The organism is Pseudarthrobacter sp. Y6, from assembly GCF_050156205.1.
Taxonomy (GTDB): Bacteria; Actinomycetota; Actinomycetes; order Actinomycetales; family Micrococcaceae; genus Arthrobacter.
The window spans coordinates 2,591,492-2,604,844 of the sequence record NZ_CP189574.1; the positions used below are offsets into that span (position 1 = coordinate 2,591,492).

Annotated in this window: 10 protein-coding genes; 4 read left to right on the forward strand and 6 right to left on the reverse strand. The window is 65.9% G+C overall.

Annotated features, from left to right (window positions below; translation table 11 throughout):
- Window positions 1–33 precede the first annotated feature (33 nt).
- On the forward strand, window positions 34–1,446 hold the full coding sequence (locus ACQCSW_RS12445) for an aldehyde dehydrogenase family protein (protein WP_426986311.1): 1,413 nt from the start codon (window positions 34–36) through the stop codon (window positions 1,444–1,446).
- 204 nt (window positions 1,447–1,650) lie between these two features.
- Window positions 1,651–3,063, forward strand: coding sequence for an aldehyde dehydrogenase family protein (locus ACQCSW_RS12450; RefSeq protein WP_426986313.1), 1,413 nt, complete (start codon window positions 1,651–1,653; stop codon window positions 3,061–3,063).
- 112 nt (window positions 3,064–3,175) lie between these two features.
- Here ACQCSW_RS12450 and ACQCSW_RS12455 read toward each other — a convergent pair whose 3' ends face one another.
- Complete coding sequence (locus tag ACQCSW_RS12455) at window positions 3,176–4,675, reverse strand: APC family permease (protein WP_426986315.1); 1,500 nt, start codon at window positions 4,673–4,675, stop codon at window positions 3,176–3,178.
- Between the two features lie 235 nt (window positions 4,676–4,910).
- Between ACQCSW_RS12455 and ACQCSW_RS12460 the strand changes: the two genes are divergently transcribed.
- Together ACQCSW_RS12460 and ACQCSW_RS12465 are read left to right on the forward strand one after the other, a co-directional pair.
- Window positions 4,911–5,870, forward strand: a complete 960-nt coding sequence (locus ACQCSW_RS12460; RefSeq protein WP_426986317.1) for a helix-turn-helix domain-containing protein — start codon at window positions 4,911–4,913, stop codon at window positions 5,868–5,870.
- Window positions 5,871–6,076: 206 nt separating this feature from the next.
- Window positions 6,077–8,062, forward strand: coding sequence for a primary-amine oxidase (locus ACQCSW_RS12465; RefSeq protein WP_426986319.1), 1,986 nt, complete (start codon window positions 6,077–6,079; stop codon window positions 8,060–8,062).
- Window positions 8,063–8,262: 200 nt separating this feature from the next.
- Here the strand turns inward: ACQCSW_RS12465 and ACQCSW_RS12470 are convergent, their stop codons facing one another.
- From ACQCSW_RS12470 to ACQCSW_RS12490, 5 genes are all read right to left on the reverse strand, one after another.
- Window positions 8,263–9,867 carry a sulfatase family protein gene (locus tag ACQCSW_RS12470; protein WP_426986321.1) on the reverse strand — a complete coding sequence of 535 codons (1,605 nt, stop codon included), beginning with the start codon at window positions 9,865–9,867 and terminating at the stop codon, window positions 8,263–8,265.
- A complete protein-coding gene (locus ACQCSW_RS12475; RefSeq protein ID WP_426986323.1) occupies window positions 9,864–10,679 on the reverse strand; it encodes an ABC transporter ATP-binding protein in 816 nt (271 codons plus the stop codon). The genes ACQCSW_RS12470 and ACQCSW_RS12475 overlap by 4 nt, the downstream gene beginning before the upstream one ends.
- Before the next feature lie 65 nt (window positions 10,680–10,744).
- Window positions 10,745–11,521, reverse strand: coding sequence for an ABC transporter permease (locus ACQCSW_RS12480; protein ID WP_426986325.1), 777 nt, complete (start codon window positions 11,519–11,521; stop codon window positions 10,745–10,747).
- Window positions 11,518–12,294, reverse strand: coding sequence for an ABC transporter permease (locus ACQCSW_RS12485; RefSeq protein WP_426986327.1), 777 nt, complete (start codon window positions 12,292–12,294; stop codon window positions 11,518–11,520). Before ACQCSW_RS12485 ends, ACQCSW_RS12480 begins: the two co-directional genes overlap by 4 nt.
- A 32-nt stretch (window positions 12,295–12,326) precedes the next feature.
- Window positions 12,327–13,316: an ABC transporter substrate-binding protein gene (locus tag ACQCSW_RS12490; protein ID WP_426986329.1), complete on the reverse strand. Its 990-nt coding sequence runs from the start codon at window positions 13,314–13,316 to the stop codon at window positions 12,327–12,329.
- Window positions 13,317–13,353: the final 37 nt, after the last annotated feature.

A 13,353-nucleotide genomic window follows, 5' to 3' on the forward strand; every position in this document is an offset into this window, starting at 1 on the left:
ACCGTTTCCAAGACAAACCAAGGAGGACCACGCATGGAAACCTACGAGAGCCTGCTGACCGCGATTACTCCACCGGCGGGGACGGCAACCCGCCCGATCCTCAACCCCGCAACCGGCGGTACCGTCACCGCCGCGCCCGTGCACACCGTTGAAGACCTCGAAGCGGCTGTCGAGGCGGCCCGGGCAGCACAGCCGTCGTGGGCCGCACTGAGCCACCAGGAACGAAGCCAGGTCTTGCTCGACACGGCCGATGCCATCGATCGGTCCGCGGAGGCTCTGGCGCAGCTGTTGTCCCGCGAGCAGGGCAAGCCGCTGAACGGGCCGAACGCCCGGTTCGAGGTGGGCGCCTGCTCTGCCTGGCTCCGGGCAACCGCATCCATTGAACTTGCGCCCGAGGTTGTAGTCGACGACGGCGAAACCTACGCGGAGGTCCACTACCGGCCGGTCGGCGTCGTCGGGGCAATCGGCCCTTGGAACTGGCCGATGATGATCGCCATCTGGCAGATCGCCCCTTCCCTGCGCATGGGCAATACGGTGGTCCTCAAGCCCTCGGAATACACGCCACTGAGTGTTCTGGCTTTGGCCGTGGTGATGAACCAGGTGTTGCCCGAGGGGCTGCTCACCGTCATCGCCGGCGGCCAGGAGGTGGGCGCCCGCCTCGCCTCTCATCCTGCTGTCGGCAAGGTGATGTTTACCGGCTCGACTGAGACTGGGAAAGCCATCGTCCGCAGCTCCGCGGACACCGTTAAGCGTCTGACGCTTGAGCTTGGCGGCAACGACGCGGCCATCGTCCTTCCGGACGCCGATCCGCGGGCGATCGCCCAGGATCTCTTCTGGGGCGCGTTCATCAACACGGGACAAACGTGTGCGGCAATCAAACGGCTCTACGTCCATGCAGACATCTATGACGCCGTGTGCGATGCTCTGACTGACGTGGCTCTCGCCACTCCCATGGGAATCGGCACGGACGAGCAGAATCTGCTGGGCCCCTTGCAGAACAAGCAGCAGTACGACATCGTTGCCCGGCTCGTGGACGCCGCCAAAGAATCCGGAGCGAAGGTGCTGGTCGGCGGCAATCCAGACCCACGCCAGCCAGGCTACTTCTATCCCACGACTCTCGTGGCGGACATCGGCAACGACAACCCGCTCGTCGCCGAGGAACAGTTTGGGCCGGCGCTGCCGATTATTCGCTATACGAATCTGGATGAGGCCATCGAACTGGCCAACGGATTGGACGCCGGGTTGGGAGCTTCCGTGTGGTCCTCCGATCGCAAGCAGGCCCACCGGATCGCGGAGAGGCTCCAGGCCGGCAGCGTGTGGATCAATGCCCACGGGAGGATCAACCCCATGGTTCCGTTCGGCGGTACCAAACAGTCGGGTTACGGACTGGAGTTTGGCGTCGCGGGCCTGAAGGCCCTCGGTGTTCCGCAAGTCATCAGCGGTTAGGTCGACACGCTGCCGGTGTCCGGGTTCCGCAACTCGGCAACGCGGACACCGGCGGGGCGCTGGCCCGGTGCCAGCATTGATCGCTTTCGGTCAAGTGCTCTTCCCGGATAGACAAGACCGGAAGTTGCGGACTGGACCACTCTTGAGGTATCGCTGCATTGCCGTACCGGCCTGTGTGCTTTACCTACTCGGAGTGGAGTAACAATGGAAACCTACGACGCACTACTTCTCGCCTCGACTACGCCGGAGCCCGGCCGGACCCGCACTATTCTCGACCCCGCCACCGGGGAGGAGGTGGGTGAAGCTCCCGTGCACGGCGTCGAGGACCTGGAGCGCGCCGTCGAGGCCGCCACGGCCGCCCAGCCGGCCTGGGCTGCGCTCGGACATGAGGCCCGCAGCGCCGCCCTCTTGCGTGCCGCGGACGCAGTGGACCGTTCAGCCGAGGACCTTGCCCGGCTGCTTTCCAGGGAGCAGGGCAAACCGCTCAACGGGCCCAACGCCCGGTTCGAGGTCGGCGCGTGCTCCGGCTGGTTGCGCGCGACCGCTGCCACGCCGCTGGAGCCCGAAACCGTGGTGGACGACGGCCAGACCCACGCCGAATTGCACTACCGGCCCATCGGCGTCGTCGGCGCGATCGGCCCCTGGAACTGGCCCATGATGATCGCGATCTGGCAGATTGCTCCGGCCCTGCGCATGGGCAATGCCGTGGTGGTGAAGCCCTCCGAGCACACCCCGCTCAGCGTCCTAGCACTCGTCCGGGTGCTCAACCAGGAACTCCCTGAGGGTCTCCTCACCGCGGTCTGCGGCGGCCCTGAAGTCGGCGCCCGCATGGCCGGGCACCCGGCCATCGGCAAGATCATGTTCACCGGCTCAACCGCAACAGGCAAGGCCATCATGAAAACCTCCGCCGATACGGTCAAGCGGCTCACCCTTGAGCTCGGAGGCAACGACGCCGGTATCGTGCTCCCTGACGCCGACCCGAAGGCCATCGCAGGAGACTTGTTCTGGGGGGCTTTCATCAACACTGGCCAGACCTGCGCCGCGCTCAAGCGCCTCTATGTCCACGACGACATTTACGAGGCCGTCTGCGAGGAACTCACCGCCGTCGCGGCCACCATGCCCATGGGGGTGGGACTCGACGAGGCCAATGTCCTGGGCCCCCTTCAGAACAAGCAGCAATTCGACATCGTGGCCCGCCTCGTGCAGTCCGCCAAGGATTCCGGCGCCCGCGTGCTGCTGGGCGGTAACCCCGAGCCGGACCAGCCCGGCTACTTCTACCCCACTACGCTCGTGGCCGACATCGACAATGACAACCCGCTGGTTGCGGAGGAGCAGTTCGGCCCCGCCCTGCCGATCATCCGCTACAGCACCGTCGACGAGGCCGTGGCCAAGGCCAACGGCCTCGACGCAGGGCTCGGGGCATCCGTCTGGTCATCAAACCCGGCCGAAGCCCGCAAGGTGGCAGCACGCATCCAGGCCGGTACGGTCTGGATCAACTCCCACGGCGGCGTCCACCCAATGGTTCCCTTCGGCGGAGTCAAGCAGTCGGGCTACGGACTCGAATTCGGAGTTGAAGGGCTGAAGTCCCTCGGCGTTCCACAAGTGATCAACGGCTGAGACCCGCCCAGCCTGGAGCGAGAAAGATGTGAAGGCTCCTCATTTGTGGGCAGCGGAACCGCCCGTGCCCCAGTTCAGGGGCACGGGCGGTCGGCTGTCCGGGCCAAGGCCCTCAGTCCGTCGCGGCCAGGTGGATCGGCCCCTCCTCGCCGTGCCCCACCTTGCGGTAGACCTCCGGCCGCGCCTTGCGCAGATACAGGCCCCACACCACACCGGCAAGCCCGGGCAACACGATGAGCGCCGGCAGGATGAAGCTCGCCGCTGTGGATTCGCTCTGGCCCAGCAGTACATTGAAATTCTGCAGGATCAGCACGAAGACGATCCCCAGCAGGACCACACCGAGGATAGGCGCGATGAGCCGGGCCCACAGGCCCACACCGTGCCGCTGCCGGCGGAAGAATCCGATGACTGAGAGCGAGACGATCGCCATGAGCAGCACGAGGCCCATCGCGCCGTCGTTGGTGAGCCACGTGAACATAGTCAGCACGGGGTAGAGCTCGCCCAGTTCGGAACCGGAGCCCGCCACGGCGAAGGCCACGGTCACGACGACGGCGATCGCGGTCTGTGCGAGCGAACCGGCGAAGGGGGCGCCGCTGTGTCGGCGCACGGCCGCCAGGATCGGCGGGATGACCTGCTCCCGGCCAAGCGAGAAGAAGTACCGGGCCACGGCGTTGTGGAAGCTCACGAGGGCCGCGAAGAGGCTCGTGACGAAGAGCAGCTGGGCGATGTCGCTCAGCAGGACTCCGCCATGCGCGCCCAGGAAGTTGAAGAGGAGTGCGGGGCCCTCCGTCGTAGAGGTCTCGACGACGGCACCCGGCCCGGTGCCGATCGTCATGGCCCAAGAGGAGGCAGCGTAGAAGAGCGAGATGACGCCGACCGCAAGAAAGGTGGCCCGGGCGACGGTGTGCTTGGGGTCCTTGGATTCCTCGCCGTAAATGGCCGCCGATTCGAAGCCCATGAACGCCGCGATGCCGAAGGACAGCACGGCGCCGATGCCCGGCACAAAGAGGCTCGCGGGGCTGAGCGCCTCGACGCTGAAGCCCTGCGGGGCGACGGCGAAGGACAGCACGTCGTAGACGATGACGACGAGGAATTCGAGACCCACGAGCAGGCCCAGCAGCTTGGCCGAGAGATCCACGCGGTTCACGCCCAGCACGGCCACGATCGCGATGCACACAAGCACTGGAATCCACCAGGGCAGGCTCACGCCGAGGCGCGCGCTCAGCAGGGAGGAGACCGTGAAGCCGAAGAGCCCGTAGATTCCGACTTGCATCAGGTTGTAGGACATGAGCGCCACGAGGGACGCGCCGATGCCCACCGGCCGGGAGATGCCCTGCGCAATGTAGGCGTAGAAGGCGCCCGCGTTGGTGACGTAGCGGCTCATGGCGGCGTAGCCGACGGTAAAGAGCGCCAGGACCAGGCCAAGGAGCAGGTAGGAGAGCGGGACGCCCGTGACGCCTGTGACGGCGAACGTCGTCGTGACCCCGCCGGCCAGCACGGTCAGCGGAGCTGAGGCGGCGATGATCATGAAGGTCACTGACGGGACGCCCAAGCGGCGTCTATTGTGCGGCGTCGTCACGGCCGGGCCTTTACTAGGGGCGTCAATACTCATGGTGTTCTCCTGTGGTTGATCCGGGCCGCCAGCTACGGAGCGCGGCCACCCCGCTAGTCTGATCCCCAACCCCCGGCTGTGACTTGTCTCATAAGGAATGGAAGTTGTCGACGGATGCACGCCGCCCGGCGGCCTTCCGGCCGACCCCCTGCCCTCCGGGTGTAGAATTGTCGCCAAGCTCACATTTGGCCAGCCGTTGGCAGGTGGTGCGGGCGGGCTGCGAAGAAGGAGTTTGATGACCACTGTGGCGGATACCGGCTCCACATCGGTGCACACCACGGTGGCGGATGATTTTCACGCTTGGAGCCGTGTCATCTCGGAGTCCTTTGTCCCGCTCAAGGCCTACACGGATCGTCCCGCGACCTTCCATGGCCAGTTGCGCTCCCGGGTCCTGGGTCAAATCTCCGTCGTCGAGGTCATTGCGGCCCGGCATACCGTTGCTCGAACCCCGGAGCTGATCGCCAAGACGGACCGCAAATACTTCAAGCTCAGTATCCAGCTCGCGGGCACGGGCCTGCTGAGCCAGGACAACCGCGAGGCCACGCTGGGCCCCGGGGATCTGGCCATCTACGACACCAACCGGCCCTACACGCTCTCCTTTGACGGCGATTTCCGGACCCTGGTCCTAATGTTCCCGCACAGCCTGATCGATCTGCCGGTCGAGGCCGTCGGCTGGCTCACGGCCGTGCGGATGCCGGGTGATGTGGGACTGGGCGGGCTCATCAGCCCCTTTATGGTCCGGCTTGCGGACAATCTGGAGGCGCTCTCCGGAAGCAACGGTCTGCGGCTGGCCCACAATGCGGTGGATCTGGTCACCACCCTGTTCAACGGCGAGCTCGATCTGAAGATCGACGCCGGCCGGAGCCCGCACGAGCTGATGCTGGCCCGGATCCACGACTACATCGAGGCACAACTGGGCGACCCGGATCTGACCCCGACCACGATCGCCAGTGCACACTTTATTTCCACTCGGCACCTGCACGATCTGTTCCAGGAGATCGGCACCACCGTCTCGGCCTCCATCCGCCAGCGTCGGCTCGAACGATGCCGCCGGGATCTGCATGACCCCGTGTTGGCGGACCGCCCAGTCACGGCCATCGCCGCGCGCTGGGGCTTCACCGACGCGGCGCACTTCAGCAGGGTCTTCCGGGCGGCCTACGGTCAGTCCCCCAGCGGCTACCGCAACGCCGCCTGAGGCCAAGCTCCGCCGCTCGATTGCCCGGCGACAGTCAAGCGTTCGCGGGATATCAACGCCCCTTCACTGCCAGACAAGACCGGGCTGTGCCTGTGGGTGAATACTCGATTCGGGAGCGGTGCCAATGGCGGCACCCGCGACTGATTGGACGACGGGACGCCTACACCGCGGTGAAGGGCGTCTGGATGCACTACGGGGAGTAAAAAATGACAATTCAACACGAGCTGCACGCATCGGCCGGCGCGGCCGCCGTCGGGCATCCGCTTGACCCGCTGGGCCCGCAGGAGATCTCAGCCGCGCGGCAGGTCCTGGCTGACGCCGGAAAGCTGCTCGAAACAAGCCGCTTCCCACAGGTCCTTCCGGTCGAACCGGACAAGGCCGCCATGCTCGCTTACCAGCCGGGCGATGCCTTCGAACGCAGGGTCATCCTGACCGTGCTGGATACCGCCACGGGAGACGCCGCCGAGGCCGTGGTCTCCGTGACCGGTTCCGCACTGCTTTCCTGGACGCCGCTGAACAACCGGGACGATCCTTACGGCCAGCCCCAATACCTGTTCGAGGAGTACGACCTCGCCGCGGAGATCGTCAAGGCGGATCCCCAATGGCAGGCCGCCATGGCCCGCCGCGGGCTGGACGACCTGGAGAATGCCTTTGCCGCTCCCCTCGCCCCGGGATCCTTCGGCCGCGCGGACGAGGTGGGCCGGCGCGTCATCCGTTCGCTGACCTTCATGCGCAACTTCGCCGGTGACAGCCCCTGGGCGCACCCGGTGGAGGGTCTGATCGTGCACATCGACCTCACCGAAAAGCGCGTGATCAGGGTCGACGACGACGGCGACGTGCCGGTTCCGGCCGCGGAGGGCAACTACACCCCCGAGTTCACCGGCCCGGCCCGTACCACGCTCAAGCCGATTGAGATCACCCAGCCCGAGGGCCCCAGCTTCCAGGTGGACGGCAACCACGTGACCTGGGAGAACTGGAAGCTGCGCGTCGGCTTCAACGCCAAGGAAGGCCTGGTGCTGAACAACATCACCTTCCGTGACGGCGACGAGGACCGCTCGGTGCTGTACCGCGCCTCGGTACCGGAAATGGTGGTCCCGTACGGGGACACCTCCAACACGCGCTTCTGGATCAGTTACTTCGACGCCGGCGAGTACCTGCTCGGCAAGAACGCCAACTCGCTCAAGCTCGGCTGCGACTGCCTGGGCGTCATTCACTACTTCGACGGCTTCGTGGCCGACGACCACGGCCACCCGGTCAAGATCCCGCAGGCCATCTGCATGCACGAGGAGGACTACGGGATCCTCTGGAAGCACACCGAGCCCGGCGAGGAATCCGTGGTCCGCCGCTCCAGGCGCCTGGTGATCTCCTACTTCTCCACCATCGGCAACTACGACTACGGCTTCTTCTGGTACTTCTACCTGGACGGCACCATCCAGGTCGAGGCCAAGGCCACCGGCATCGTCTTTGCCGGCGCCACCATCCCCGGCGTGCCCAACCGGCACGCACCGGAGGTCTCCCCCGGGCTCATCGCCCCGGTCCACCAGCACCTCTTCTGTGCCCGGCTGGATATGGCCGTTGACGGCAACGCCAACACGGTGCAGGAAGCCGAGATGGTGGGCATCCCTATGGGCCCGAAAAATCCCTACGGCAACGCCTTCACTTACCGGAAAACTCCCCTGGTGCGCGAGTCCGAGGCCGCCAGAATGGCGGACACCAGCGTGGGACGGTCCTGGTACATCACCAACCCGAACCGGCTCAACCATGTGGGCCAGCCGACGTCGTACCACCTGATCCCGCAGCCGGGGCCGGCACTCATGGCCCAGCCCGGATCCTCGGTGGCCTCGCGGGCGGCGTTCGCCACCAAGCACCTGTGGGTGACGCCGTTCGATCCGGCCGAGCGCTTCCCCGCCGGCGACTACCCCAACCAGCACACCGGCGACGGCCTGGCCAAGTGGACGCAGGCGGACCGCAGCCTGGAGAACACCGATGTCGTGCTCTGGCATGTCTTCGGACCCACCCACGTGCCACGCACGGAGGACTGGCCCATCATGCCGGTGGACTACTCGGGCTTCATGCTTAAGCCCAACGGTTTCCTGGACCGGAATCCGGCCCTGGACCTGCCCGACGGCGCGGCGAAGCACCACTCTACAACTAGCACAACTGAGAACGACGGCGGCAGCTGCTGCCACTGAGGCAGGATGGACAGCACGCAGGATAGACAGCAAAAGGGGCGGAAGCCGGCGATGACCGGCTTCCGCCCCTTCTCTGTGGTCGATTTCTCTGTGGTCGGTTGGCTGGCGTAGGCCGCTGGCCGCGGAACCGGCCGCAGGCAAAGAAGAGGGCCCGACCCCGGTGTCCATCCGGCGTCGGGCCCCTGGCAAATGGCCTCTGCTCAGGCTGCGGCCGTGGGCGCCGTCCCCTCATCGGCCAAGGCCGCCATTTCCACGAGCATGGCCTCGCTGAGCCGATGCTCCAGCGCCCGGTGTTCGGGCAGTCCGGCGAGATTGTCCAGCTCGTCAGGGTCGCTGCGGTGATCGTAGAGTTCGCTCATGTCTGTGCCGAAGTACCTGGTGAGCCGGCCCTCGGCGGTGATCACGCTGCGCATCCGCACGGGCCCGGGTAGCCCAAGGAGCCCGAAAGGCTGCTCCTCCTCGATGAGCAAAGCATCGCGGTGCGCTGCTTCGCGCCCCTGTAGCAGCGGAAGGAGGGAACGGCCTTGGATGCCGCGGTACCAAGCCGTACGCGTCAGCTCGAGAAGCGTCGGAGCAAGGTCAGCGCTGGAGACTAGGGCATCACTGCGACGGCCCTCGCCGCTGGGCAGGTGAATCAGCAGCGGAACGTTGGTCACGGCCCGGTAGTGGCTGAAGTGCTTCAGCATGAGCCCGTGATCGCCGAAGAGGTCGCCGTGGTCGCTCGTGAAGACGATTATGGTGTCCTCGGCGAGTCCCTGTTCATCCAGCTCGGCCAGGATCCGCCCAATGTGCTCGTCCATGAGTGTGATGAGTCCGTACTGGGCAGCGGCCGCGTGCCGGTACTGATCCTCCGTGGCCGCCCAGGTCATGGTGGGGTCGGGATCGGGCTCGCCGCGGTGCTCGATCATGCGGCGCACATGGGCCGGGGATTTCGAGTGGTCCTGGTTGAAGCCGACGGGCAGCTCAAGCTCGTCCGGGTCGTAGAGATCCCCGTAGCCCTCAGGTGGGGAGAATGGGTGATGCGGGTCCGGGAAGGAGACAAACATGAAGAAGGGCTGGTCCTGCCCCGAGGCGTCCTTCAGGTGCTCAATCGCCTTCTCGCTGACATAGCTCGTAGGGTGCAGCTCTGCCGGGACGGCAGTCTGGTACACCTGATCCCAGCCGCCGTACGTTTCCGCGGCGTGTTCCGGCCCGCCGACCGCAACGGGATCCACGCCGCGTTCCCTGGCCCAGTGCACATAGTGCCCGCCCGGCCTGTCGCCGTGGCCGATCACCAGATCCACGTGGCCGTAGCCGTAGTAGTCGGGTGGCAACTCGATGAACCGCTCGTCGTGGGCGTCCCGGTTTTCCCATCTGTCCCACCCCGGGCCGAAAGGCCGTGCGCTGGCATCCCCGGCGGCGGGGTCCAGGAGCAACGGGGCAGTCGCCTCGATCTCTTCCTTCTGCTGCGGTTCGAATTCCCAGCCCATGTTCTGGTGATGCAGCTTGCCCACCCCGATGGTCCGGTACCCGGCCGTGGCCAGTGAACGTGGCAGCGTCTGTGCCTGCGGGTCCATGGTGATGCCGTTGCAGCGGGTCCCGTGTGCGGAGGGCCAGCGCCCGGTCATCAGGCTGGCCCGGTTCGGCATGCAGGTCGGATTGGCCACGGTGGCCGCTGTGAAGACCATGCTGTCGGCGGCCAGGGCGTCCAGGTTAGGTGTGCGGACTGTCCGGTTGCCGCCAAACCCCAGATGGTCCGCACGCAGCTGGTCGGCGATGAAGACGAGCACGTTCGGCCTCCGGCCGGCAGCCGAAGCCGCCGTCATGCCGGCCTCTTGATGAGGGACAGCACTTCGGTGCGCTGACGGGCGAATTCGGGCAGCGCGCGGGTGCTGATCTGGTCCCGCACGGTGGGCAGTTCGATGTCGACAATGCGCAGCACACGGGCAGGCTTGGACCCCAGCACCACCACACGGTCGGCCAGGTAGACGGCCTCGTCAATGTCGTGGGTGACCACCAGGATGGTCATGTTGAAGTCGCGGCGGATCTTCAGGCAGAGATCCTCCAGATCGAAACGGGTCTGGGCATCCACCGAGGCGAAAGGCTCGTCCATGATGAGGATCTCGGGACGATATGCCAGAGCCCGGGCGATCGCCACGCGTTGCTGCATGCCGCCCGAGAGCTGCCACGGATACTGCGATTCGGCGTGTTCGAGACCAACGGCGGCGAGCGCACTGTCGCAGCGTTCCTTGAGCTCCTGGGCGCTCAGATGCAGGTGGCGCAGCGGCAGGATCAGGTTCTTGCGCACCGTAAGCCAGGGCATGAGCGAACGGTTGTAGTCCTGGAAGACCAAGGCCATTTCCGGGGGCGGCCCGTTGATGACACGGCCGTCGATCGAGGCCCTGCCGCTGGTGGCCGGGTGGAGGCCCGCAAGGCACTTGAGCAGGGTGGTCTTACCGACGCCGGAGGGCCCTACGATGCACACGACCTCCCCGACGGCGACAGTGAAGGTGAGGTCCTCGATGATGGTCTTGGCTTTGTCACCGGTGCCATAGCTCTTGGCCAGATGGGAGACATCGAGGCGGGCCGGCGCAGTGCCCGCGACGACGGCGGGGGCCGGGGTCTGTTCTTCGGTCATGGCATTCTTTCGCGACGGCGCCGCGGGCGCGGCGGAATTCGAACGGGTGGGAGGGAGGGAGGTTTTCATGCTGCACGCGCCAGTTTCCGGGATCCGATGTACCAAGCCAGGACCCGGCGCCGGATGAGATCGAAAATCAGGTTGGCGGCGAAGCCGATCACGCCCAGCAGCAGGATTCCGGCCCACATATCGGCTGTCATGAAGCTCTGCTGCGCCAGGATCGTCATGGCCCCGATGCCTTGGGAGGAGCCCAGCATCTCGCTCGCGATCATGACAATGAAAGCGACCTGCAGGCCGACCTGCAGCCCAGAGAAGATCTGCGGTCCCGCCGCGGGCAGGTAGACGCGGAAGATCTTTTCCGTCGTTGTGAAGCGGTAGACCCGGGCAACGTCCTTGAGCCCGGGGTCGACGCTGCGAATTCCGTCCACCGTGGCGATCATGGTAGGGAAGAGTGAGGCCAGAGCGATGCTGGCGACCCGCATTTCGATGCCGAAACCGATGAGCGAAATGAAAATGGGTACCAGGGCCACAGGCGGAATCCCGCGCAGGAAGTGGATGAGCGGCTCAAGGATCTGCCGGGCCACCGGGAGCAGCGCGATGACAAAGCCCAAGGCTATGCCGGCCACCGAGGCCACACCGTAGCCCAGGAGCAGATTGCGCAGGCTCAGCAGCACATCCGATTGGAAGTGCTCAAAGAGCCAGAGGGCCTGGAAGCGCTCCAGGATGACGCGGAGCGGAGGGAAAAAGGCGCTGGTGGATTGCTCGGACGCGATCCACCAGAGTGCCAGCAGCAGGACGGGTGTGCCCGCGCCGAGAATCCAGTGCAATGTCTTGCGGTTCATGCGTGGGCCGCCTCTCTAAACGATTCGTGCCAGTTCAGCAATTTGCCCTCCACCAGGCGCGTAGCGCCCTGGAACAGGAGCCCGAGCACGCCCAGGACGGCAACCAGGGCGTACAGGGTTGGGTAGTCACCGGCAGCCTGGGCCTGGTAGATGCTGCGGCCCAGACCCGGACCGCCGCCCAGCAGGCCCGCAACCACTGTGATGACGAGGGCCGCGGGGGCGGCCACGCGCATCGCCGTGCCGATGAACGGCATGGCGCTGGGAAGCACAACCCGGGCCAGGATCTCCGTCTCCTTGAGACCATAGGAGCGAGCCGTGTCCCGGGCCACGGGATCGGTATCGTGCACGCCGTCCACCGTCTGCATGATGATCGGGAGCACACAGCCGAAGAACACGAGCACCCACGACATCTGCCCCGTTGGTCCCAAAACCAGCACGATGAGGGGCAGGATGACGATGGGCGGGATCGGCTTCAGGAATTCAAGCACCGCCAGCGTTGCATATCGGAAGGGCTCAAAGCTGCCGACCAGAATGCCCAGCACCACTCCCGCCAGGGCCGCGGTTCCCAGTCCGAGCAGGGCGATGCCGACCGTTGCGGCCAGATCGGACCAGAACAGGGACGTGCCCAGCACCGTGCTAAGGCTTTCGGCCACCGCGCTGGCCGGGGGCAGCGGGCTGTCGGCCATGGGGCCCACAGCAATCAGCTGCCAGAGAACGATCGCGGCAAGGATGCCGGCGACGCTCGTTATGAGGGGTTTGGGACGGAACTTCATGTGTTTCTCCGGGGCTCGGATCGCAAGGTTGTTCAGCTGCCTAGGAGCAGGTCCGGGCCGAGCTTGACGGGCTTTGCCAGGAATCCGAGTTCCACGAGGGACTGGCCGACTTTCTCGATGTCCTCAACCTTGACGGCGTCCGGCCAGTAGTTCACGGCGCCGGCCTTGACGATGTCGATCGTCGTGCCTGTGATTTTGGCGCTGGCCTGCTGGGCCTCATCGATGTGCGTGTTGGCATAGGCGTTGGCCTTGTAGATGGCCCGTTGAAAGGCCTGCAGGGAGCCTTTCTTCGAGTCGACTGTCGACTTGCCGGCGACCCAGAGGCCCACGGCGCTGGCGCCGAAGAACTCGACGCCGGGGCTGGCGAGCAGCACGTTGCCCTCCGAGATCGCCTTGGCGGTCAAGGGCGAGATGAGCGAGGCCGCGTCGATGCGTCCGGAGGAAAGGGACTGCATGGCCGAGGACGGGTCAAGGACCAACCAGTTGACCTTGGCGGGGTCGCCGCCGTCGTCCTTGATGACCTTGCTGACGGTCACTTCAAACTGTGCCTTGCGGGCCGGCACCGAGACGGATTTTCCCTCGAGGTCCTTCGGCCGGGTGATGCCGGAGTCTTTACGCACCAGCAGGCCGGTGTCGTCGACCTTGGACAGATCGGGATTGGCAACGCCTTCGGCCGAGTAGCCGTCCGCGGCCGCCACGACGGTGAGCGGGACGTTCTGGCTCAGGGCGTTGAGCAGGGGGATGGACGGCGTGTAGGTCAGGTCCAGCTGGCCGCTCTGAGCCGCGGCCACACCGGCCGGCGGGTTGGCCACAACAGAGGTCTGGACTTCAAGTCCCTCGTCCTTGAAGTAGCCTTTGTCAACGGCCAGCTGGATAGCGGCGTCGGAGCCGATGCCGAGCGTGCCGACCTTGAGGGTCGTGAGACCTCCTTGGCCGGTCGGGGTGCCGCTCGGACCGCCTCCGCAGGCGGTCAGCGCGAGGGCCACAATGGCCGTCAGTGCGAGGGGGATGCGTCGTTGCATTTTGTTCTCCTTGTTGTCCGTGATGGGGTGCTGCTGC

What these genes read in the sequence shown, in the direction of transcription:
- ACQCSW_RS12490 (WP_426986329.1), bottom strand. Translation starts at nt 13,316, where the DNA reads ATGCAACGACGCATCCCCCTCGCACTGACGGCCATTGTGGCCCTCGCG.
- ACQCSW_RS12485 (WP_426986327.1), bottom strand. Translation starts at nt 12,294, where the DNA reads ATGAAGTTCCGTCCCAAACCCCTCATAACGAGCGTCGCCGGCATCCTT.
- ACQCSW_RS12450 (WP_426986313.1), top strand. Translation starts at nt 1,651, where the DNA reads ATGGAAACCTACGACGCACTACTTCTCGCCTCGACTACGCCGGAGCCC.
- ACQCSW_RS12455 (WP_426986315.1), bottom strand. Translation starts at nt 4,675, where the DNA reads ATGAGTATTGACGCCCCTAGTAAAGGCCCGGCCGTGACGACGCCGCAC.
- ACQCSW_RS12475 (WP_426986323.1), bottom strand. Translation starts at nt 10,679, where the DNA reads ATGACCGAAGAACAGACCCCGGCCCCCGCCGTCGTCGCGGGCACTGCG.
- ACQCSW_RS12470 (WP_426986321.1), bottom strand. Translation starts at nt 9,867, where the DNA reads ATGACGGCGGCTTCGGCTGCCGGCCGGAGGCCGAACGTGCTCGTCTTC.
- ACQCSW_RS12465 (WP_426986319.1), top strand. Translation starts at nt 6,077, where the DNA reads ATGACAATTCAACACGAGCTGCACGCATCGGCCGGCGCGGCCGCCGTC.
- ACQCSW_RS12480 (WP_426986325.1), bottom strand. Translation starts at nt 11,521, where the DNA reads ATGAACCGCAAGACATTGCACTGGATTCTCGGCGCGGGCACACCCGTC.
- ACQCSW_RS12445 (WP_426986311.1), top strand. Translation starts at nt 34, where the DNA reads ATGGAAACCTACGAGAGCCTGCTGACCGCGATTACTCCACCGGCGGGG.
- ACQCSW_RS12460 (WP_426986317.1), top strand. Translation starts at nt 4,911, where the DNA reads ATGACCACTGTGGCGGATACCGGCTCCACATCGGTGCACACCACGGTG.